The sequence below is a fragment of the Streptomyces sp. NPDC005492 genome (assembly GCF_040605995.1).
Lineage (GTDB): Bacteria > Actinomycetota > Actinomycetes > Streptomycetales > Streptomycetaceae > Streptomyces.
Genome location: NZ_JBEXDX010000019.1, coordinates 124,215 through 144,755, shown reverse-complemented (window position 1 = coordinate 144,755; position 20,541 = coordinate 124,215). Strand labels below are relative to the sequence as shown.

Sequence of the window (20,541 nt, the reverse complement as noted above, 5' to 3'; positions counted from 1 at the left end):
GGCATGCGCGACACGTCCTCGCGGGATCCGGGCGAGGTCTTCGGCCCCCGTATGACCCTCTTCGCCGACATGCTCAGCATCGGCCTGCTCACGGCCCTGCTGTCCCTGCCCGTGGTCACGATCCCGGCCACGCTGTCCACCGCGTGCGCGGTCCTGCGCGGTGCGGGTGATGGCCAACCGGCCACCGCCGGACGGTACTTGGCGGTGCTACGACAGCGGCTGCGGCCCGGCGACCTCGCGGCGGGCGCCGTCGCCCTGACCGGGGCCCTGCTGGTGGTCGCGGACCTCGCCCTCGCGAGGGCCGGACTGCCGGGGGCTCCGCTGTTCGCGGTCGTGGCAGCGGCCATCGGCGCGGCTGCCCTGGTGGTGGGCCTGCGAGCCTGCGCCCGCCCCGAGGCGCTCACCGACTGGACGGCGGCCGTACGGGAGGCCGCCGGAGACGCCGTACACGATGCCGGGGGCAGCGCATTGGTGCTGCTCGCGGTGGCGGCGGCTGCCCTGTGTGCCTGGATGCTGGTGCCGCTGGCGTTCCTGGCTCCCGGGCCGCTGGCGTTGGCGCTGACGGCGGTTCAGGTCCGACGGACCGCAAACGCCTTTCGACGATGATGGAATTGGTGGCACGTCACGCGCGGGTCTGTGAGGTTGAGGGCCGTCCACGTCACCTACCTCGGGATGCCCATGACCAGGACCTCGCCCCGTGCCGGCCGACTCGCAGGCGCCGTGGCCTGCGCCTTCATCCTTGTCAGCACCTTGACGAGTGCCGCCGTCGCACAGCCCTCCGGGAGCGACGCGGCCGCCCGCACGACCGCGTCCGCCTGCCTGCGCGATCAGAGCGCCACCAACCACTGGTGGTGCAACAACAAGGCGGGAATCCGTGTCGAGTGGGACGGAGAGACCGTCGGCTACCTCAACAGCACCACCAACTGGTTCACCTGCCGATACGAGGGCGACTACACGGGCGGCGGCGGTCCTCACCCCTACCGCTGGATCTACACGCTGGCCGACAGCCCGCACCGCAGCCACGGCGGCTGGGGCTTCGTGAAGGACAGTGACGTCTACGACGAGACGAACCCGCTGCCGTCCTGCTGAAGCCGAGCCCGCGATGGTGCATCGCCCCCCACAGTGAACGGCCCCGCTCCGGCGGGGCCGTTCACGTGTCCCCGCAGTTCCTGGGTCGATCCCGGGACGCCGAACACGGTCCGGGCCCCCGTCGGCCATGTGTAGTCCTGTGATCCAGGGGCACCCAGAGGTGCGGGTTACCGGCACAGCTCAGGAGGCCGGAGCCGGGTGCCGGCGGACGCAGAGCGAGGAGTCCCACCGATGCAGGAGCTGACCACACCTTCGGCCCGTCTCCGTTCCGCCGGCGACTGGCACCACGACGGCCCCCTCCTCCACAGCGCTGCTGTGGAGGAGGCCTTCGCCCGTCGTGTGGATGCCCTGGCGGTCGACGGGGCCGCGTGTCCGCTGCCCGGGAGTGGTCGCACGGCCGAGCGGTTCGACACGCTGAGCGCGGTCGCCCGCGAGGATCTGTGCGTCGCCCGTCTGGTGGAGGGCCATCTGGACGCGGTGGCGATCCTCGCCGAACTCGGGGGTGAGGGCGTCGGGCCCGGACAGTACTGGGGCGTGTGGGCGGCCGAGCCTCCTGGCTCGGGACTCACCGCCACGCGGTCGGCGGACGGCTGGGTGCTCAACGGACTCAAGAAGTACTGCTCCGGAGCGCACAGTTGCACGCACGCCCTGGTCACCGCCAAGGCTGAGGACGGCCGTCGGCTGTTCGCGGTCAGGACCGGTAGGCCGAGCGCCCCGTTCACGGCCGCGGAGGCCGGACCGGGGACACGCGCCGGATGCCGCCCGGTGGCCGACACCTGGCAGGCGGTCGGCATGGCGGGCAGCGACAGCCCGGACATCCGGTTCACCGAGGTGCCCGCCGTCCCGGTCGGCGGCGTGGAGGCGTATGTGCGGCGGCCCGGTTTCCATCATGGCGGTGTCGGTGTGGCCGCCTGTTGGTACGGCGGGGCGCAGGCGGTGGCGCAGGCCCTGTTCGAGCGGGCCGAGGGGCGTGACGATCCGTTCGTCGACGCGCACGCCGGCGCGGTGGACCTGCGCCTGCACACGGCGGGAACGGCGCTGCTCCGGGCGGCGGCGGAGATCGACGCCGACCCGCAGGACCGGGGCGACACGGCCGCTCTGCGCGCTCTGCGGGTGCGCTCGCTGGTCGCCGAGGTGTGCGCCGACGTGCTGGACCATGTGGGCCGGGCCTTGGGAGCAGGGCCTCTGTGCCATGACGGAAGACACGCGCGGGCCGCCGCCGATCTCGCCGTCTACATCCGCCAGCACCATGCCGAGCGGGACCTCGCGGCCCTGGGCGCGATGGTGACGCGCGGCGCCGGAGCGGACCGGTGAAGGCCCGGTACGAGGAGGAGCACGCCGATCCCATCCAGGCTCCCGGCACCGACGAGCGGCGGTGGCGGGACTGGCAGGGGTGGCACCGGATGCCGGAGTACGAACTCCCGGCGGCGGGACGGGTGGTGGTGGTCGCCGCCCACCCGGACGACGAGGTTCTCGGCATGGGCGGCACCATCGCCCTGCTGGTGGACGCCGGACTCGCGGTGACGGTGGTGTCGGCCACGGACGGGGAGGGCTCCCATCCGCACAGCACCCAGGTCACCCCCGGCCGGCTCGCCGCCCTCCGCGCGGACGAACTGCGCGAGGCACTCCGGGCGCTGGGAGCGAATCGGGCGGAGGTGGTACGGCTCGGGCTGCCCGACACGCGGGTGGCCGAGCACGAGGACCGCCTCGCCGGCTCTCTGGCGGAGGTCCTGCGCGGTGCCGCCCTGTGTGTCGCCCCGTGGACAGGCGATGTGCACGCCGACCATGAGGCCGTGGGACGCGCGGCCCTCACGGCGTCCCGCGCGATGTCCGTGCCGTGCCGGCTCTATCCGGTGTGGATGTGGCACTGGGCCGAGCCCGGTGATCCACGGGTGCCCTGGGAGCAGGCGGCACGGATCACGCTTCCGGCCGCCGTACAGGCCCGCAAGGCGGCGGCGGTCGATCGTTTCGCCACCCAGATCCGGCCGCTCGGCCCCGCCCCGCAGGACAGGGCCGTGCTGCCCCCGGAGGAACTCGCCCACCATCTGCGCGGCTGGGAGGTGGTGTTCGGATGACGCGCCCTCGCACCCCGGACGCCTACTTCGACGCCATGTACCACGACACCGACGACCCGTGGAGCCTGTCGCGGCGCTGGTACGAGCGCCGTAAGTACGAACTGACCGTCGCCGCGCTGCCGCTGCCCCGCTATCGGCGTGCTTTCGAACCGGGCTGCTCGGTGGGCGAGTTGACCCGTCGGCTGGCCGATCGCTGCGACACGCTGCTCGCCTGTGACCGGGTGGAGTCGGCGGCGGTCACCGCCCGGAACCGCACCCGCGACCTGGCCCATGTCGAGGTCCGGCGCATGCTGGTGCCCGAGGAGTGGCCGCCCGGGACCTTCGACCTGATCGTCCTGTCGGAACTCCTCTACTACCTCGACGCTCCCGCTCTGGACCGGTTGCTGGAGTTGTCGGTGGCGGCGCTGGATCCCGGCGGGACCCTGGTCACCGTCCACTGGGACCATCCCGTGCCCGAGCATCTCGCCACCGGCACCGATGTCGCCCGCCGTCTCGCCCGGCAGCCGGGGCTCGGCCTGCTCGCCGACCACCGCGAGCAGGACTTCGTCCTCCAGGTCCACCAGCGCATCGGCCCGGATGGAGGCGGGGCCGTCTCGGTCGCGGCGGGAGAGGGACTGGTGTGATCGCGGACCTGGCCGTCGTCATCCCCGCCCACAATGAGGAGGCGCTGCTGCCGGCCGCCCTGGAAGCGGTCGCCATGGCCGCCCGTCATCCCGGGCTCGCCGGTGTCCGGGTGTCGACGGTCGTGGTGGCGGACGCCTGCCGGGACCGTACGGCCGTGCTCGCCCGCGCGGCCGGTGCCGTCGTCGTCACCACCGACTGCCGCAACCCCGGCCTGGCCCGGCACATCGGGATCCGGCGCGCCCTCGACCGGCGCGCGCACCACTGCGGGGCGGTCTGGGTCGCCACCACGGACGCGGACAGCACCGTCCCGGCCGGCTGGCTCGCGTATCAGGTGGCCCGGGCCCGCGAAGGCTGGCAGGCGGTGGTGGGCACCGTCGTCCTGCCGCCCTCCTCGTCCCTGGCCGCCGCCCACCGTCGCCAGTACGAGCAGACCCGCCCGGCGGGCCGGGCCACCTGGTGCCATCCCCATGTGCACGGCGCGAACCTCGGTATCGGCGCGGCCTCCTATCTGGACGTGGGCGGCTTCCCGCCCCTGGCCACCGGCGAGGACCGGGCCCTGGTCGAAGCGCTGGAAAGACGTGGCCACCGGGTGCTGCGTTCGGCCCACTGCCCCGTGCTCACCTCGCCGCGACTGCGCCCCCGGGCCCGTCATGGCTTCGGCGACCATCTCGCGGCGATGTCACGGTCGGCGGGCCTTGTGCCCTGAACGTCGGCTCCGGCAAAGGCGGTTGAGGCGCGAGGAAGGCACCCTTGCCCGCACTCGACGCGGGTACCGGGCCCTTATGGGAGACATCCTGGTGGGCACCTGTTCCTGGACCGATCCGGCGCTGGTCCGCAGCGGCTGGTACCCGAGAGGGCAACGGGACGCGGAGAAGCGGCTGCGGTACTACGCCGAGCGGTTCCCCGTCGTCGAGGTCGACTCGACGTACTACGGGCTGCCCAGCGAGCGCAACAGCCATCTGTGGGTGGAGCGGACGCCGGACGCCTTCACCTTCGACGTCAAGGCGTTCTCCCTGCTCACCGGACACCCGACGGCCCGGTCCGCGCTGCCCGAGGGACTGCCTGCCGATCCCCGCGACCCGGAAGTCCTCGACGAGGTGTGGGCGCGGTTCGCGGCCGGGATCGAGCCGTTGCGTCACGCCGGACGGCTGGGGAGCGTCCTCTTCCAGTTCCCGCCGTGGCTACGGCCCGGCGAACGAGCCGAGGAGTTCCTCGCCCGCACCGCCCGACGGACCCGCTCCTGGCCGGTTGCCGTGGAGTTCCGGCATCCCGCCTGGTGGCGCGGTGAACAGGCCGAGGCCACCCGGGCCCTCCTGGCGGGTCACGGCATGGCGGCGGTCGGCGTCGACATGAACCAGTCGCTGCCGTCCGCTCTGCCGCCCGCCACCCCTCTCACCACCGGCCGGCTGTCGGTCGTGCGGTTCCACGGCCGCAGTACCGAGTGGGGGCGGGGAAGCAAGGAGGACCGCTTCCGGTACGAGTACAGCGAGGATGAACTCGCCGATTGGGTGCCCCGGTTGCGCGCCCTCGCCGATCGGGCCGAGCACGTGCACGTCCTGTTCAACAACTGCTGCGCCGACGCCGCCGTACGAGCCGCCGAGGCCATGACACGGCTGCTCGGATCCTCTGCCGTGACCGCTCGGCCCGGTGGCCCCGAAGTCAGGATCGGTTGACCGCGCTGTGGTGGAGGTCTTCCAGCGCGTCCAGGACGACGGTGCTGCGGTACCACTGCAGCCACTCCCCGACCACCTGCCGGACCTGGTCGAAGGCGACCAGCTGCGTGCGGGCGAACCCCGTGACCGGGCGGGCGTGATGGCTGGAGATGACCCCTCGCACGGTTCCGTCCGGCCCGCTGAGCGGAACGCTGTGGCAGGCGCGGCTGCCGCTTTCGAGGATGACCTGGCGCGTCTCCTCGTCGAACACGTCGGTGACCGCGATGTCGCGTACGGTCACCTGGCGTGCCACATGCGCGGCGCGGGAGCACGATGTGCCGTCCTCGACGAAGGCGAAGTAGTCCGTGAACGCCTGTGGGTGGCCCTGATGTCTCTCCATACGCAGCACCCCGCCCTCGGCCAGTTGGGCGTTGCCCGCGTCGCCACCGGACATCTCCAGCACCCGGCCCAGCGCCGCGGTCAGCACCTGGCCCTGGTTCCTCGCGTCGAGCGTCCCGGCCCGGAGGTCCGCCAGCGAGGGGGCGGCGGTGCGGGTGCGGTCGGGGAACCACAGGGGAGCACCCGCCGCGGGCGCGGTGGTCGTCGCGAGGGCGGTGGCGATCTGGTGGAGCTTGATGTTGGCGCGCTGCGACGCGGCCCGCATCAGCGCGAACGCCTCCTCCGGGTCCGCCAGGCCGTACCGCCCCATCAACACGCCCTGGGCCAGCGCGACTTGGGAGCGGGCCCGGATCTGCTTCTCCAGGCTCACCACCCGTTCCCGGAGCGAGCGGGCCTCCACCCGCGGGGTCTTCTCGGTCGACGAGGGCAGTTCGTCGTAGGTCACGGCGATCTCCACTTTCCAGAACCAGACACACGGAATCCCACGCGGACGGAGCGACCTCCGGCATCAGCCGGGGCGCTGGTGGTCCACGCGCATGTGCCTACTTCCCAAGCACTCCCAGACCGTATCCATTTCACGGTCCATGGTCATCCCCCGGATAGCCGCCTCCGGATGGGGTATCCGGTGCTCCGCGTATCCGTCCGGAACCGGACCTCACCGGTTTCGTCAGGCAAGGAGAACTTCATGCTGCTGGCCCACCCCGTCGTACTCAACGGGCTGCTCGCCGAGTACGACTCCCTGCGCGTCCTGGACGCGGAGCATTCGGGCCCCGATGTCCAGCGGCGCCTGCTGGACGTCTCCTACAGCCTGTGCCTGGCCACGGGGACCAGCGACATCGACGCGGCCGTGATCGCCGCCCGCAACGGGCTACCGGGCGCTCGGCCGGAGGACGACTCCGTCGTCGGATGATTTCCCGTCGGCGTTCGTTAGCAAGAGAGATTTCGGGCCACTCGGGGGACAGTGGAATCGGCGCGGAACCGCATGCGCCGACGGAGCGCCCGGCACATGCCGGCCTGGAGGTGGCACCCATGATCCCTCTGCTTCTCGTTCTTCTGCTGGCTCTGATCCTTTTCGGCGCGGGTTTCGCGGTCAACGTGCTGTGGTGGATCGCGATCGTCGTGATCGTGCTGTGGGTGATCGGCTTCGTCGCCCGCCCCCGGGGCGGTGGCGGCCGCTGGTACCGCTGGTAGGTCCGTCCGCCCCCCGCCGAACGACGACGAGAGGACACCCGATGGGCGTGCGCGGTTGGGTCCAGGACTGGCCCGTCTACCGTCAACTGACCGGCAGCGACCGCCTGGGCCGGGGCCGCGCCGCCATGTCGGCCACCACCGAGGGCCTGCGGCCCCGTACGGACGAGGCCGAACGGGTGGTCCGCTCCGTCTGCCCCTACTGCGCCGTCGGCTGCGGCCAGCAGGTCTACGTCAAGGACGACAAGGTCGTACAGATCGAAGGTGACCCGGACTCCCCCATCAGCCGCGGCAGGCTCTGCCCGAAGGGCTCGGCGACCCTCCAGCTCACCACCGGTTCCGCCCGCCGCCACCAGGTGCTGTACCGGCGTCCGCACGCCACGGACTGGGAGCCGTTGGACCTGGAGACCGCCATGGACATGGTGGCCGACCGGGTCGTCGAGACGCGCCGCCGCACCTGGGAGTGGGAGCGGGACGGGCTGCGCACCGCCCGCACGCTCGGCATCGCGAGTCTCGGCGGCGCCACCCTCGACAACGAGGAGAACTACCTGATCAAGAAGCTGCTGACGGGACTCGGCGTGGTCCAGGTGGAGAACCAGGCGCGGGTCTGCCACAGCTCCACCGTGGCGGGCCTCGGTACGTCGTTCGGGCGCGGCGGCGCGACCACGTTCATGCAGGACCTCCAGCACTCCGACTGCATCGTCATCCAGGGTTCGAACTTCGCGGAGGCCCACCCGGTCGGCTTCCAGTGGGTGATGGAGGCCAAGGCGCGCGGGGCCCGGATCATCCACGTCGATCCACGCTTCACCCGCACCAGCGCGCTCGCCGACCTCCATGTCCCGATCCGCGCCGGCAGTGACATCGCCTTCCTCGGCGGGATCATCAACCACGTCCTGAGCGAGGGCAAGGACTTCCGCGAGTACGTGCTCGCCTACACCAACGCGGCGACCCTGGTCGGTGAGGACTTCCGCGACACCGAGGAACTCGGCGGAGTCTTCTCCGGCCTGGACGAGGAGGGCCACCATTACGACCCGGCGTCCTGGCAGTACGAGGGGGCCGAGGTCCAGGCGCCGGCCGGTGACGTGGACGAGCAGTACGAGGAGTTCGCGCCCACCCCCGGCGGCGCGGAGACGCACGGCTCGGGAGGGGCACAGGCCGAACACCGCGCGGCCCGCGACGAGACGCTCAGCCATCCGCGCTGCGTGTACCAGATCCTCAAACGCCATTACGCCCGCTACACACCGGAGTTGGTGGAGGAGACGTGCGGGGTGCCGCGCGAGCTGTTCCTCGAGGTGTGCGACGCCCTGACCGAGAACTCGGGGCGGGAGCGGACCAGCGCGTTCGCCTACGCGGTCGGCTGGACCCAGCACTCGGTCGGCTCGCAGTACATCCGCGCCGCGAGCATCCTCCAACTGCTGCTCGGCAACATCGGGCGCCCCGGCGGCGGCATCCAGGCCCTGCGCGGTCACGCCTCCATCCAGGGTTCGAGCGACATCCCCACGCTGTTCAACCTGCTGCCCGGCTATCTGCCGATGCCCCATGCCCACGCCCACGAGGACCTGGACGCGTTCATCGAGGCCAGCCGTACGGAGAAGGGCTTCTGGGGCAACATGCGGGCCTACTTCGTCAGTCTGCTCAAGGCGTACTACGGCGACGCGGCCACCGCCGACAACGACTTCTGCTTCGACCATCTGCCACGCCTTACCGGGTCCCACTCGACGTACGACACCGTCATGGCCCAGCTCGACGGGGTCTGCAAGGGCTACTTCCTGATGGGTGAGAACCCGGCCGTGGGCTCCGCCAACACCCGTCTCCAGCGGCTCGGCATGGCCAACCTGGAGTGGCTGGTGGTCCGCGACTTCTCGCTGATCGAGTCGGCGACCTGGTGGCAGGACGGGCCCGAGATCGAGACGGGTGAGCTGCGCACCGAGGACATCGCGACCGAGGTGTTCTTCTTCCCCGCCGCCGCCCACACCGAGAAGTCCGGTTCCTTCACCAACACCAACCGCTGGCTCCAATGGCACCACGCGGCGGTCGAACCCGAGGGCGACGCCCGCAGCGACCTGTGGTTCATGTACCACCTGGGCCGCCGCATCAAGGCGCGGCTGGCCGACTCCACCGATCCGATGGACCAGCCCATCCATGACCTGACCTGGGACTATCCGGTGGACGGCCCGCTGCGGGAGCCGGTCTCGGCGGCGGTCCTCGCGGAGATCAACGGGCGCGGCCCGGACGGGAAACCCCTGTCCGCGTACACGGAGCTGAAGGACGACGGCTCGACCCGGTGCGGCTGCTGGATCTACTGCGGTGTCTTCGCGGACGGCGTCAACCAGGCGGCCCGCCGTAAACCGCACACCGAGCAGGACTGGGTGGCCGCCGAGTGGGCGTGGTCCTGGCCCGCCAACCGCCGCATCCTCTACAACCGGGCCTCCGCGGCTCCCGACGGCACACCGTGGAGCGATCGCAAGGCCTATGTGTGGTGGGACGAGGGCGAGGAGAAGTGGACCGGCCGCGACATCCCGGACTTCGTGCCCGACCGTGCCCCCGGCTACGTGCCGCCGGAGGACGCGACGGGACCGGACGCCCTGCGCGGCGACGACCCGTTCATCATGCAGGCCGACGGCAAGGGCTGGCTGTACGCGCCGGCCGGTCTGGAGGACGGCCCGCTGCCGACCCACTACGAGCCGCAGGACTCGCCGTTCACCAACGCCCTCTATCCCGCGACACCCCGCTCCCCCGTACGCCGGCTCCTGCCGCGCGAGGGCAACCGCTACCACCCCAGCGGGGACGAACCGGGGGCGGAGGTCTACCCCTACGTGGTCACCACACACCGGCTGACCGAGCACTTCACGGCGGGCGGCATGAGCCGCTGGTCGCCCCATCTCTCCGAACTCCAGCCGGAGTTCTTCTGCGAGGTCTCCCCGCAGCTCGCCGCCGAGCGGGGGTTGAAGCACACCGGCTGGGCGACCGTCATCACCGCGCGCAACGCCGTCGAGGCACGGGTGTTGGTGACGCCGCGGCTCAAACCCCTTACGGTGCACGGCCGTACGGTGCACCAGATCGGGCTGCCCTTCCACTGGGGTCCCAACGGGATCGCCACCGGCGACGCGGCCAACGAGCTCGTCGCCATGGCGCTCGACCCCAACGCGCACATCCAGGAGGACAAGGCCCTCACCGCCGACATCCGGCCCGGCCGCAGGCCACGAGGGCCCGCGCTGCCGGAGCTGGTCGCCGAGTACCGGCGGCGGGCGGGCATCACTGACACCACCGGGACGGAGAGCCGCAAGTGAGCGACCACCAGCACCTGTTGAGCGGTGTCGAACCCGATCCCGCGCGGGACGCCGGGCACCCCGAGCCGCCGCCCCGGGTCGGCTTCTTCACCGACACCTCCGTCTGCATCGGCTGCAAGGCATGCGAGGTCGCCTGCAAGGAATGGAACGCGATCCCCGAGGACGGTCTCTCCCTCACCGGGATGAGCTACGACAACACCCAGGGACTCGGCGCCTCCACCTGGCGGCACGTCGCCTTCATCGAACAGCAGGTCCCCGAGCCCGAGGGCCGAACCCAACTCCCGCTCGCCCAGGGCACAACGGAGCCGACGACGGGAGACGTACGGTGGCTGATGTCGTCCGACGTCTGCAAACACTGCACCCACGCCGCCTGCCTGGACGTCTGCCCCACCGGGTCCCTCTTCCGCACCGAGTTCGGCACCGTCGTGGTCCAGGAGGACATCTGCAACGGCTGCGGATACTGCGTACCCGCCTGCCCCTACGGCGTCATCGAGCAACGCCCCACGGACGGACGGGCGTTCAAGTGCACGATGTGCTACGACCGCCTCGGCGCGGGCCAGGAACCGGCCTGCGCCAAGGCGTGCCCGACCGAGTCCATCCAGTTCGGCCCACTCGACGAACTGCGCGAGCGAGCCGCGCTGCGGGTCGAGCAGCTTCAGGAGTCCGGCGTGCCGGGTGCCCGGTTGTACGGCCACGAGCCGGACGACGGGGTCGGCGGCGACGGCGCGTTCTTCCTGCTCCTCGACGAGCCCGAGGTCTACGGGCTGCCACCGGACCCGGTCGTCACCACCCGTGACCTGCCCGCCATGTGGAAACACGCGGGCGCGGCGGCCCTGTCCCTGGTGGGCGGCCTCGCCGTGTCCTTCGCACTGCCGGCCGTCCTGCGTCGAGGGAGGACCCGATGACCGGCCCCGCCGACGGACGTGGGCGCAGGGGGAAGCGCCGTGGCGGCGAACAACTCATGGTCCCCCGCGCCGAGTTCGAGTCGTACTACGGCAGGCCCGTCGTCAAGGCGCCGTCCTGGGCGGCGCGGGACATCGCGGGCTACTTCTTCCTGGGCGGACTGGCGGGCGCCGGCTCGGTACTGGCGGCCGGCGCGCACCTGACCGGCCGCACCACGCTCGCCACCGGCATGAAGGCGTCCTCCCTGGTCGCGGTCTCCCTCTCAGCCGCGGCCCTGGTCAACGACCTCGGCCGGCCGAGCCGTTTCCCGAACATGCTGCGCGTCCTCAAGCCGACCTCGCCGATGAGCGTCGGTTCATGGGTCCTGGCCGCCTACGGCCCGGCGGCAGGCGTGGCCGCCCTCACCGCGGTAACCGGCCGACTGCCCAGGACAGGCACCGCGGCCACGGCCGGCGCGGCACTGCTGGGCCCGGTGGTCGCCACGTACACGGCGGTCCTGGCCGCCGACACCGCGGTACCCGCGTGGCACGGCGCGCACCGCGAACTCCCGTATCTGTTCGCGGCATCGGCGACCGCAGCAGCGGCGGGCATGGCACTCGTGGTGGCACCGGCCGGCGAGTCGGCCCCGGCCCGCTCAGCCGCTCTGTTCGCGGCAGCCGCCGAGCAACTGGTCTCCGACCGCATGGAACGGCGACTCGGCATGGTCGCCGAGACCCTCCGGGAGGGCCGCGCCGGAACGCTGCTGAGGGCAGCGCGTCTACTGACGGCCATGGGCGCGGCGGGCGCAGTCTGCGGCGCGCTGCTGCCGCGGCGCACGGCCCGGCCGGTCGCGGCGGCGAGCGGTGTGGCCCTGCTGGCGGGTTCCGCCTGCACGCGCTTCGGCGTCTTCGCCGCGGGTGTCGCCTCGGCCGAGGACCCCCGGTACACGGTCGCGCCGCAACGGGAGGCGCTGCGCGTGCGGCAGGGCTCGCCCTGACGCACGCTTACGGGATGGACCGGCGCGGCCGCTGCGATCTGCGGTGCGCTGTTGCAGCCGCACGGCGACGGCGAGCGGTGCCACACTACGGCGGGGTCCGCCTGCACCCGCTTCGGCGCCTTCGCCGCCGGTGCCGCCTCCGGCGAGGATCCCCCCTACATGGTCGTGCCCCAGCGGCAGGGCTCACCCTGACGCGCGCTCACCGGGCGGACCACTAACCGCCGTCGGCGCGGACCGCGGTGCGCTGTTGCCACCGGGCGGGCCCCGGCCCCCGCACTGGCGGGCTCCGCCTGCACCCGGTTCGGCGCCTTCACCGCGAGCCTCACCTCCGACGAGCACCCCCGCTACACGGACGGGTCGCAGCAGAAGGCGCTACGCGAGCGGCCGGGTCGCCCTGACCCGCGCCCACGGGACGGACCGCCGACCGCCATCGACGCGGCTGGCGCGATCTGCGGTGCGCCGCTGCCCGCGCGGCGGTAGCGGGTGGCGCCACCCTGCCCCGACGGGGTCCGCCCGCATCCGCTTCGACGTCTTCGCCGCACGTATCGCCTCCGCCAAGGACCCGCGATACGCGGACGTGCCCCAGCAGAAGGCGCTACGCGACCGGCTGGGGTCGCCCCGACCCGCGCCCACACAGGACGGACCGCCGACCGCCATCGACGCGGCCGGCGCGATCTGCGCTGCGCCGCTGCCCGCGCAGCGGTAGCAGGTGGCGCCACCCTGCCCCGACGGGGTCCGCCTGCATCCGCTTCGACGTCTTCGCCGCACGTATCACCTCCGCCAAGGACCCGCGGATACGCGGTCGTGCCCCAGCAGAAGGCGCTACGCGAGCGGCTGGGTCGCCCTGACCCACGCTCACGGGACGGACCGCCGACCGCCAACGGCGCGGCCGGCGCGATCTGCGCTGCGCCGCTGCCCGCGCAGCGGTAGCAGGTGGCGCCGCCCTGCTGGCGGAGTCCGCCCGCATCCGCTTCGACGTCTTCGCCGCCGGTGTCCCCTCCGCCGAAGACCCCGGGTACACAGTCGCGCCCCAGCGCGAGGCCCTACGCGAGCGACCGGGCTCGCCCCGGCCCGCGGTCACGGGGCGGACCGGGGGACCTTCTCGTTCCAAGTCCTGGAGAACACCCTGCGGTCCCCCTCGTAACCATCCAGCGTCGCGTCGACGATGAAGTGGTCCCGGTCCGCGGTCAGTTCGGTGTGGGTCTCCACCCGGATGTCCCAGTCGGGGCGTCGGAAGCGCATGGTCCAGTCGGATCGACCGGTCGGTGAGCCGAAGTCGTCGGCGACCGAGCTGTACCGCTCGCAGGCGCGCAGGCCGACCTCGATGCCGTTGGCCTCGTAGCGTTGCAGGCCACGGTCCTTCACGATGTCGAGTGTGGAGTGGTAGTCGACCAGGTTCCTGGAGACGGTCCAGGCCTGTTCGGGTTCGGTGAGCCTCGTGACGGCCGGGGGCGCGCAGCCCTCCGGCTCGCCGAACGGTGTCCTCGGCATCTCGTCCGGCTCGTCGAGCGGCCTGACCGGCAGGGTGAGCGACGATCCGCTCTCGTGGACGCTCAGCCGGACGGGTTCGGGTGCCGGCCAGACCAGCGGCCAGTACGAGGTGGAGAGGGAGACGCGGATGCTGTGGCCGGGCGGGAAGACCTGGGCCACGCCGTTGAGCGGGACGCGTACGCGGTAGCGCCGGCCGGGTTCCAGGGGGCGCGACTCCTCCAGCGTGTCCCGGTGGGTGAGATCGAGGACGCCGTAGGTCACGCGGGTGGCGCGGCCGTCGGGGGCGACGTCCGACAGCCGGGCGATGACCTGTGCCGCCGGGCCGCTCGACGCCAGGTCGAGGTCGACGTACGGGGAGCCGAGGATCTCCATCCGTTCGGCAAGGGGTTCGGACTGGAAGACGAGTGAGCCTCCGTCCTCCTCCCGCTGGTCGTAGGGGAGGTCGGGCGGTGCGTTGTAGGAGGCCCACTTCCCCGCGAACTGCCCTACGGACAAGGGCGATTGGACGTCGTGCACCCGGTCCGGCCGAGACTCTTCCGCCTCGCCGGAGTCGCCGTCGCCGTCGCCCATGACTACGGCGCGGTCCCGCAGCGGATATGTCACGTCGCGGATGTGGGGGGACGGCCAGCTCGGCTCCCCGACCCAGCGGCCGGGTCGTTCCTCGTACGACGTCGACGGGGGCACGCTCTCCTGCATCCAGGCGCGCAGCACGGGACCGTCCATGACGCCGTTGTCGATGCCCTTGAGCCAGTGGTCCCACCAGCGGACGACTTCCTGGAGGTAGCCGATCGCGGGCCCGGGTTCACCGAGGTGCGGGAGCTTGTGCGACCAGGGGCCGACGAGTCCCTTGCGGGGGACGTCCACATGAGCCAGCAGCCGGGTCACGGCGTTGGAGTATCCGTCGGCCCAGCCGCTGGACGCGAGCACGGGGCAGCGCAGGGAGCCGTAGTCCTCGCTGAGCGAGGCGTGTCGCCAGTAGGCGTCGCGGTGCTGGTGGCGCAGCCACTCCAGGACCCATGGACGGGCGGACTCCAGGCGTTCGTGCCACATGTCCCGCCACCGTTCGCCGACGACGGAGGGGTCCGGCGGGCAGGTGGCGTAGGCGAACATGGTGCCCGCCTCCGCGAGGTTGTCGGAGAGCATCGCTCCGCCGAGGTAGTGCATGTCGTCCGCGTACCGGTCGTCGGTGAAGGACGCGATGACGATGGCGGCGAGGCTCGGAGGCTGTCGGGCGGCGACCTGGAGTGCGGCGAAAGCGCCCCAGGAGATCCCCATCATGCCCGTCGTCCCGTCGCACCACGGCTGGTCGGCGAGCCAGGCGAGGGCCTCTTCCGCGTCGCTCTGCTCCTGTTCCAGGTACTCGTCCAGGAGGACGCCCTCCGACTCCCCGGTGCCCCGCAGGTCGACCCGGACGCAGGCGTAGCCGTGTCCGGCGATGTAGGGATGGTGGATGGCGTCACGGGTGGAGGTCAGGTCGTTCTTGCGGTACGGGATGTATTCGAGGACGGCCGGTACGGGTTCCTGGTCGGAGGAGATCGGCCGCCAGATCCGCGCGGAGAGTCGTACTCCGTCGGACATCGGGATGGTGACGTGGCTCTGTTCCTGGATCGCGTACGGGAGTTGGTCCACGTGTCGCATGTCGGTGCGCTGTTCCTTTCCCGGGGTGGCGCTCACTTGGTCTTCGTGTCGCGCCCGCCCGGTGCCGTGTGGTCGAAGGTGAGGCCGAGGGCGGCGACGCAGCGGTCGAACTTGCGCCGCAGGTCCTGCTCGTCGTCCCCGCCGGTGAAGATGTGGGCCACCTCGTAGCTGTAGCTGTCCTGTTGGGAGATCGAGGAGAGCTTCTGCCCTTCCTGGGGGACGATGTCGACGCGCACTCCCGGGATGTCCCGCTCGATGGCGGCGATCTCCTCCGCGGTCGGCACCTGGTGAACCATGCCGTCGCCGAACCAGCGGTAGTACCACTTGGCCGCCAGCCGGTACGGGCCCTGTCCGGCCGGCAGCGCGGGATCCTGTCCGAGGGCCAGACTGAGCATGCGGTGGTGGTTCGGGATGCCGTCCACGTACTCGAACAGCTCGGCGTGGGACTGGGAGTGGCGGGGGTTGATCTCCAGCAGGCTGATCCCGCCGGTCTTCGGGTCGTAGAAGTACTCGATGCTGAAGGTGGCCGAGTCCATGCCGATCCGGCGCATGGTGCGTTCGCTGACGTCGTGCAGTCGCCGGATCACGTCGGCGGGCAGGGTGCTGGGGTACTGGTGGCGCAGAAAGCTCGACGAGTTCGGGTAGTTGATGGAGTCGAGCACGCCGTACACGGTGACCTCGCCCTTGTACACGTAGCCCTCTACGGCGACCTGAATGCCCGTCATCGCCTCCTCGGCGAGGCACACTTGTCCGCCGATTCCCTTCATCTCCTCGGGCAGGTCGAGGAGTTCGAGAATCGTGTCGAATGGTCTGCCGACCCGGGCGATGCCCTTGCGTATCTCCGCGACGGCCGTGCGGAACTCCTCTATGTCCGAGACGCCGTAGGCCAGTTCGGAGGAGTACGACAGGGCCGGCTTGAGCCACATGGGGAAGTCGACGCCCTCGGGCGGTCGTGGATCGTCGCTGTCCAGGTCGACGCGGCCGAAGTTCGGATACTCGTCGATGACCTGTCGTTGCTCCAGCCGACTCCAGTATTTGTGCTCGCACTTGACGACGGATTCGAGGCTGGTGGTGCGGGTTCCGTACTCGCTGCCGAGCATCGGGACGAGGGTGCTGACCGGGAAGTCCCAGTAGCCGACGATGGCGTCGACGCTGCCGTCGTGGGCGTCGAGCACGGCGCGGGCCCTGTCCATCAGCCGGGGAACGGAGACCTCGCCCTCCTGAAGCTCGTCGATCGACAGCAGTTGATGGAACCGGTACAAGTCCGCGTCGGGCACGGCCCGGAGCGTGCGGAGGTTCGCCTCGTCGAGACCCACCACGAAGATGTTCTTCCGCGTCTGCTCACGCACTACGGCTGCCTTTCGGTCGGGGGCTGGATTCATCGCCGCGTACCCCCGGAGATCGTCGTGAACCGCACGGTTCGGCCGCGGGCATGGGGCGAACGCGTGGTGGGTACGCGAACGCGGCGCGGTCCGGCATGACTGGCGCGGCTGCGGGGAACGCGTGGGACATGGGCACAAACCACGATGAAGCACCCATCCTGGACGCGCTCGACCGCTATCACTCCGCGAAGGAGCTGGCCTTCACTCCCCCGGGGCACAAGCAGGCCCGCGGTGCCGACCCGCGGGCCCGTCGGGTCCTGGGGGACGCCGTCTTCTACGGCGACGTCCTGGCCACCGGCGGACTCGACGACCGGCTCGAACGGGACGGGGTTCTGGAACGGGCCGAGAAACTGATGGCGCACGCCGTGCACGCGGACCACACGTTCTTCTCGACCTGCGGCAGCTCCCTGTCCGTAAAGGCCGCCATGCTGGCCGTGACCTGCCCGGGCAACAGCCTCCTCGTCGGCCGGGACGCCCACAAGTCCGTCATCGCCGGGCTGATCCTCTCCGGCGTCGAACCCGTCTGGGTCGAACCCGCGTGGGACGCCACCCGGCACCTCGCCCACCCGCCGTCGGCTGAGGCGTACGAGAAGGCGTTCACCCTGCACCCCGAAGCCGACGGCGCCCTGATCACCAGCCCCACCCCCTACGGCGCCGCGGCCGATCTCCGCGCGGTCGCGGAGGTCTGTCACCGGCGGGGCAAGCCCCTGATCGTGGACGAGGCGTGGGGCGCCCACCTCCCCTTCCACGACGACCTCCCCACTTGGGCCATGGACTCGGGTGCCGACGTCTGTGTCACCAGCATTCACAAGATGGGCAGCGGCCTGGAGCAGGGCTCGGTCTTCCACCTCCAGGGCGACCTCATCGACCCCGCCACTCTCGCGTCCCGAGCCGACCTGCTGGGTACCACCAGCCCGAACGTCCTCATCTACGCCGGCATCGACGCCTGGCGCCGTCAGATGGTCCAGCACGGTCACGAGCTGTTGAGCCACGCCTTGGAGCTCGCGAAGCGTACGCGTGGCGCCATCGAGGAACTGGGCGGCTTCCATGTCGAGGACGCCGAGGACTTCTGCGGCCCCGGGCTCGCCGCCGAGTTCGACCCCCTCCCCGTCGTCATCGACATCAGCGCCCTGGGGGTCACGGGCTACCGGGCCGCGGACCGGCTCCGCGCACACCACCACATCGATGCCCACCTCTTCGACCACCGGCGGATCAGCGCGCAGCTCACCCACGCCGACGACGAGGAAACCACCGGTCGTCTCCTCGACGCGCTCAAGGATCTCCGGACTCATGCCGACGAACTGCGCGGCGGCCCCCAGGTAGCCGTCCCGGCTCCGGCCGAACTACGGATGGACCAGGCCCTCCTGCCCCGTGACGCGTACTTCGACGCGCATACGGACGTCGCCACCGAGCAGGCCGTCGGGCGGATCGCGGCAGAGATGATCACGCCGTACCCGCCGGGCATCCCGGCGGTCCTCCCTGGCGAACGTCTCACCGAACCCGTCCTGCGCTACCTGACCACCGGCGTCGAGGCCGGCATGAACCTGCCCGACGCGGCGGACCCGCGCCTCAGGACGGTCCGTGTCGTGGCTTCCTCGTGACCCCCTGCTCAGCCTTCTCCGGCGACGTGGAGGTGGTAGACGCTGAACGCCCTGCGGATGACCGGCTGTGCGACATTTCGTACGCGTACGCCTCCGCCGGTCATACCGTGTTCCGTACCGGCGTGGGCGTGGCCGTGCACGGCGAGGTCGGCGCCCGCGGTGTCCATGGCCTCCGCCAGCAGGTAGCTGCCGAGGAAGGGATAGATTTCGAGGGGCTCGCCCGCCAGGGTGTCGGGAACCGGTGAGAAGTGCGTGAGGGCGATCCGCACCGCGCACCCCTCCCGTGCCAGCGCTTCCAGACTCCCCCGCAGTCCGTCCGCGCACCGGCGGCTGTAGCGGACGAACTCCTTCATCAGCGGTTCGCCGAACTCGCTGCCGCACCGTCCGGCGAAGCCGCCGCCGAACCCCTTGGTCCCCGCGACACCGACGCGCTCGCCGTCGACCTCGAGGACCGTCCCCTCGCCTTCCAGCACCCGCACGCCCTCGTCACGGAGGATGGCGGTGACCTCTTCCGGTTTCTCGTCGTGGTGGTCGTGGTTGCCGAGGACGGCGACGACCGGCACGGCGAGACCGGACAGCTCACCGGCGACCACTCGTGCCTCCTCGGGTGTGCCGTGCCGGGTGAGGTCTCCCGCGAGGAGCAGCAGGTCGGCATGGTCCGGCAGGGTGTCGAACGCGGGCCTGAGGAGCCCTTTGCTGTCCGGGCCCATGTGGATGTCACCCACGGCCGCGACGCGGATCATGGCAGGTCCTCCGGGCTCTCGGGCGGGACGACCTCGGCGACGCCGATGTCCGTGTGCACGGTGAGCCCGGCCAGTTCCCGGCGGACCGTGCGCAGCACTTCCTCGCGGCACACGGCGGTGGGCACGATCCCCCGGACGGTCACGGCCGCGCCGTGCGTCTCGACGCGCAGGCCCAGTTCGCCGCATTCGCCCGAGGCCAGCCGGTTCTCCAACTGGGCGATCCGGTACTCGATGTTGGTGGCCGGCTGCCCCGTAGCGGCGCCCCGCTCTCCTCCTCGGTCCGTCATGAGGGTCTCCTCACCGGCGTGATCACCCGCAGTCGCTCCAGGAGATAGAGAAAGGCCTCCGGCATCGGCGCGCCCGCGCACTCCGCGCGGACCCGCTCCCAGTCGACCTTCTCGCGCAGCTCCCGTGCGATGGGCAGCACCGCGCCGAAGTCGCAGTGGTGCTCGGAGAAGGACGCCAGCAGACTCCACAGAAGGTCGGTGGCGTCCAGCACCGGCATGTGCACGGAGTCCAGGGGCAGTTCAACCGCCCGGTCCAGCAGCTCGGACGTCACCGGCCGATGGGCCATCTCGAAGAGCAGGTCGATGTCCTGGTCCCGGCACTTCGCCTTCCACAGCCAGTCCTCCGGCGGTTCGACGACCGTCAGGCCCGCTTCGGTGAGCGTGGCGGCGACGGCCTCCGCGTCCTCCCGCCGTACGCAGAAGTCGGCGTCGTGCCCGAGACGGCCAGGTCCGCCGTGGGCGTAGACGGCCGCGCTGCCGGCGAGGGCGAAGCGGTGGCCGTCGCGTTTCAGCAGCGAGCCGACCTGTTTGGCCGCCTCCAGGATCGCCTGGTGGCGATCGGGCGGAGGCCCGTCCGCCACGCCCCGCGCTACCGCGGGACGCAGATCGGTCACGGTGCCGCCGTCGTCCATGGCGGCGTCGTTCACCTCGGACATGCCTCCGCCTCCGTCTCCTGCCGTCAGTGGGCCGAGGCCGTCACAGCACCGAGTCAGGGCCTCCGGGGCGGATACGGCCCCGCCAGGCTCCGGTCTCGCCGCCACGCTGCTCGATGTAGTCCTTGAAGCGGCGCAGGTCGCCCTTCACCCGACGGTCGATGACGCCCAGCATGTCCGCGCCCTTCTCGGCCACGCCGGTGGGCTCGACGTCCATCGTGAGTTCCACCCGGGTGTGGGTGTCGTCCAGCGGCTCGAAACGCACCGAGCCCTGCTGCTGGGTCTCGCCGTCGACGACGCGCCAGGTGATGCGGTCGTCCGGGAACTGGTCGACGATCTCGGTGTCGAACTCGCGCCGCACTCCACCGATCTTGGTGGTCCAGTGGTTGTGCCGCTCGTCGAGCTGTCGTACCTCCTCGACGCCCTCCATGAAGTGGGGGAACTCCTCGAACTGCGTCCACTGGTTGTAGGCGGTGTGGACGGGCACCTCGACGTCCACCGCTTCCTTCACTGTGCTCATCTGTTCCTCCTTGTCAGTGGTTGTGCCGCA

At 71.3% G+C, this 20,541-nt stretch carries 21 protein-coding genes and 1 pseudogene; 15 read left to right on the top strand and 7 right to left on the bottom strand.

The window, feature by feature from the left end:
* Nucleotides 1-3: 3 nt before the first annotated feature.
* The 7 genes from ABZT04_RS25275 (at nucleotide 4) to ABZT04_RS25245 (ending at nucleotide 5,461) form a co-directional block, all read left to right on the top strand.
* Entirely contained in the window at nucleotides 4-606 is a 603-nt protein-coding gene (locus ABZT04_RS25275) for a hypothetical protein (RefSeq protein ID WP_356059249.1), read from the top strand.
* A gap of 72 nt (nucleotides 607-678) precedes the next feature.
* Nucleotides 679-1,089: a hypothetical protein gene (locus ABZT04_RS25270; protein WP_356059248.1), complete on the top strand. Its 411-nt coding sequence runs from the start codon at nucleotides 679-681 to the stop codon at nucleotides 1,087-1,089.
* Nucleotides 1,090-1,320: 231 nt separating this feature from the next.
* The gene (locus ABZT04_RS25265) at nucleotides 1,321-2,403 is read left to right on the top strand and encodes an acyl-CoA dehydrogenase (protein ID WP_356059247.1); all 1,083 of its coding nucleotides are present in this window, start codon (nucleotides 1,321-1,323) and stop codon (nucleotides 2,401-2,403) included.
* A complete protein-coding gene (locus ABZT04_RS25260) occupies nucleotides 2,400-3,164 on the top strand; it encodes a PIG-L family deacetylase (protein WP_356059246.1) in 765 nt (254 codons plus the stop codon). Before ABZT04_RS25265 ends, ABZT04_RS25260 begins: the two co-directional genes overlap by 4 nt.
* Nucleotides 3,161-3,787 (top strand): SAM-dependent methyltransferase, encoded by a 627-nt coding sequence (locus ABZT04_RS25255; RefSeq protein WP_356059245.1) that lies wholly within the window; start codon nucleotides 3,161-3,163, stop codon nucleotides 3,785-3,787. The genes ABZT04_RS25260 and ABZT04_RS25255 overlap by 4 nt, the downstream gene beginning before the upstream one ends.
* A complete protein-coding gene (locus ABZT04_RS25250) occupies nucleotides 3,784-4,494 on the top strand; it encodes a glycosyltransferase (RefSeq protein ID WP_356059244.1) in 711 nt (236 codons plus the stop codon). Before ABZT04_RS25255 ends, ABZT04_RS25250 begins: the two co-directional genes overlap by 4 nt.
* Nucleotides 4,495-4,570: 76 nt before the next feature.
* Nucleotides 4,571-5,461 (top strand): DUF72 domain-containing protein, encoded by an 891-nt coding sequence (locus ABZT04_RS25245; protein ID WP_356059243.1) that lies wholly within the window; start codon nucleotides 4,571-4,573, stop codon nucleotides 5,459-5,461.
* On the opposite strand, the gene ABZT04_RS25240 is transcribed toward ABZT04_RS25245, so the two are convergent.
* The gene (locus ABZT04_RS25240) at nucleotides 5,448-6,284 is read right to left on the bottom strand and encodes an ANTAR domain-containing protein (RefSeq protein ID WP_356059242.1); all 837 of its coding nucleotides are present in this window, start codon (nucleotides 6,282-6,284) and stop codon (nucleotides 5,448-5,450) included. The two genes, ABZT04_RS25245 and ABZT04_RS25240, sit on opposite strands and share 14 nt — an antisense overlap.
* A 240-nt stretch (nucleotides 6,285-6,524) precedes the next feature.
* Between ABZT04_RS25240 and ABZT04_RS25235 the strand changes: the two genes are divergently transcribed.
* The 7 genes and pseudogenes from ABZT04_RS25235 to ABZT04_RS25205 form a co-directional block, all read left to right on the top strand.
* Entirely contained in the window at nucleotides 6,525-6,749 is a 225-nt protein-coding gene (locus tag ABZT04_RS25235; protein ID WP_356059241.1) for a DUF5133 domain-containing protein, read from the top strand.
* A 119-nt stretch (nucleotides 6,750-6,868) separates the two neighbouring features.
* Nucleotides 6,869-7,030 (top strand): hydrophobic protein, encoded by a 162-nt coding sequence (locus ABZT04_RS25230; protein WP_356059240.1) that lies wholly within the window; start codon nucleotides 6,869-6,871, stop codon nucleotides 7,028-7,030.
* Between the two features lie 41 nt (nucleotides 7,031-7,071).
* A complete protein-coding gene (gene fdh, locus ABZT04_RS25225) occupies nucleotides 7,072-10,317 on the top strand; it encodes a formate dehydrogenase (RefSeq protein WP_356059239.1) in 3,246 nt (1,081 codons plus the stop codon).
* Nucleotides 10,314-11,222 carry a 4Fe-4S dicluster domain-containing protein gene (locus tag ABZT04_RS25220; RefSeq protein ID WP_356059238.1) on the top strand — a complete coding sequence of 303 codons (909 nt, stop codon included), beginning with the start codon at nucleotides 10,314-10,316 and terminating at the stop codon, nucleotides 11,220-11,222. The genes fdh and ABZT04_RS25220 overlap by 4 nt, the downstream gene beginning before the upstream one ends.
* The gene (gene nrfD, locus ABZT04_RS25215) at nucleotides 11,219-12,196 is read left to right on the top strand and encodes an NrfD/PsrC family molybdoenzyme membrane anchor subunit (protein ID WP_356059237.1); all 978 of its coding nucleotides are present in this window, start codon (nucleotides 11,219-11,221) and stop codon (nucleotides 12,194-12,196) included. Before ABZT04_RS25220 ends, nrfD begins: the two co-directional genes overlap by 4 nt.
* Before the next feature lie 454 nt (nucleotides 12,197-12,650).
* A complete protein-coding gene (locus ABZT04_RS25210) occupies nucleotides 12,651-12,902 on the top strand; it encodes a hypothetical protein (RefSeq protein WP_356059236.1) in 252 nt (83 codons plus the stop codon).
* Between the two features lie 214 nt (nucleotides 12,903-13,116).
* Nucleotides 13,117-13,365, top strand: a pseudogene (locus ABZT04_RS25205) (hypothetical protein); the annotation flags it as partial.
* Here ABZT04_RS25205 and ABZT04_RS25200 read toward each other — a convergent pair.
* Nucleotides 13,274-15,325 carry a CocE/NonD family hydrolase gene (locus tag ABZT04_RS25200; protein WP_356059235.1) on the bottom strand — a complete coding sequence of 684 codons (2,052 nt, stop codon included), beginning with the start codon at nucleotides 15,323-15,325 and terminating at the stop codon, nucleotides 13,274-13,276. The pseudogene ABZT04_RS25205 and the gene ABZT04_RS25200 overlap by 92 nt on opposite strands.
* Nucleotides 15,326-15,357: 32 nt before the next feature.
* Entirely contained in the window at nucleotides 15,358-16,707 is a 1,350-nt protein-coding gene (locus ABZT04_RS25195; RefSeq protein ID WP_356059234.1) for an ATP-grasp domain-containing protein, read from the bottom strand.
* A 128-nt stretch (nucleotides 16,708-16,835) separates the two neighbouring features.
* Here ABZT04_RS25195 and ABZT04_RS25190 point away from each other — a divergent pair, with 128 nt between their 5' ends.
* The gene (locus ABZT04_RS25190; protein ID WP_356059233.1) at nucleotides 16,836-18,308 is read left to right on the top strand and encodes an ornithine decarboxylase; all 1,473 of its coding nucleotides are present in this window, start codon (nucleotides 16,836-16,838) and stop codon (nucleotides 18,306-18,308) included.
* 8 nt (nucleotides 18,309-18,316) lie between these two features.
* Here ABZT04_RS25190 and ABZT04_RS25185 read toward each other — a convergent pair whose 3' ends face one another.
* Genes ABZT04_RS25185 through ABZT04_RS25170 form a run of 4 tightly spaced genes read right to left on the bottom strand, consistent with a single transcriptional unit; the run spans nucleotide 18,317 to nucleotide 20,511 of the window.
* Complete coding sequence (locus tag ABZT04_RS25185) at nucleotides 18,317-19,051, bottom strand: metallophosphoesterase (RefSeq protein ID WP_356059232.1); 735 nt, start codon at nucleotides 19,049-19,051, stop codon at nucleotides 18,317-18,319.
* Complete coding sequence (locus ABZT04_RS25180; RefSeq protein WP_356059231.1) at nucleotides 19,048-19,338, bottom strand: hypothetical protein; 291 nt, start codon at nucleotides 19,336-19,338, stop codon at nucleotides 19,048-19,050. Before ABZT04_RS25180 ends, ABZT04_RS25185 begins: the two co-directional genes overlap by 4 nt.
* Nucleotides 19,335-19,994 carry a nucleotidyltransferase family protein gene (locus ABZT04_RS25175; protein WP_356059230.1) on the bottom strand — a complete coding sequence of 220 codons (660 nt, stop codon included), beginning with the start codon at nucleotides 19,992-19,994 and terminating at the stop codon, nucleotides 19,335-19,337. The genes ABZT04_RS25180 and ABZT04_RS25175 overlap by 4 nt, the downstream gene beginning before the upstream one ends.
* A 40-nt stretch (nucleotides 19,995-20,034) precedes the next feature.
* The gene (locus tag ABZT04_RS25170; RefSeq protein WP_356059229.1) at nucleotides 20,035-20,511 is read right to left on the bottom strand and encodes an SRPBCC family protein; all 477 of its coding nucleotides are present in this window, start codon (nucleotides 20,509-20,511) and stop codon (nucleotides 20,035-20,037) included.
* Nucleotides 20,512-20,541: the final 30 nt, after the last annotated feature.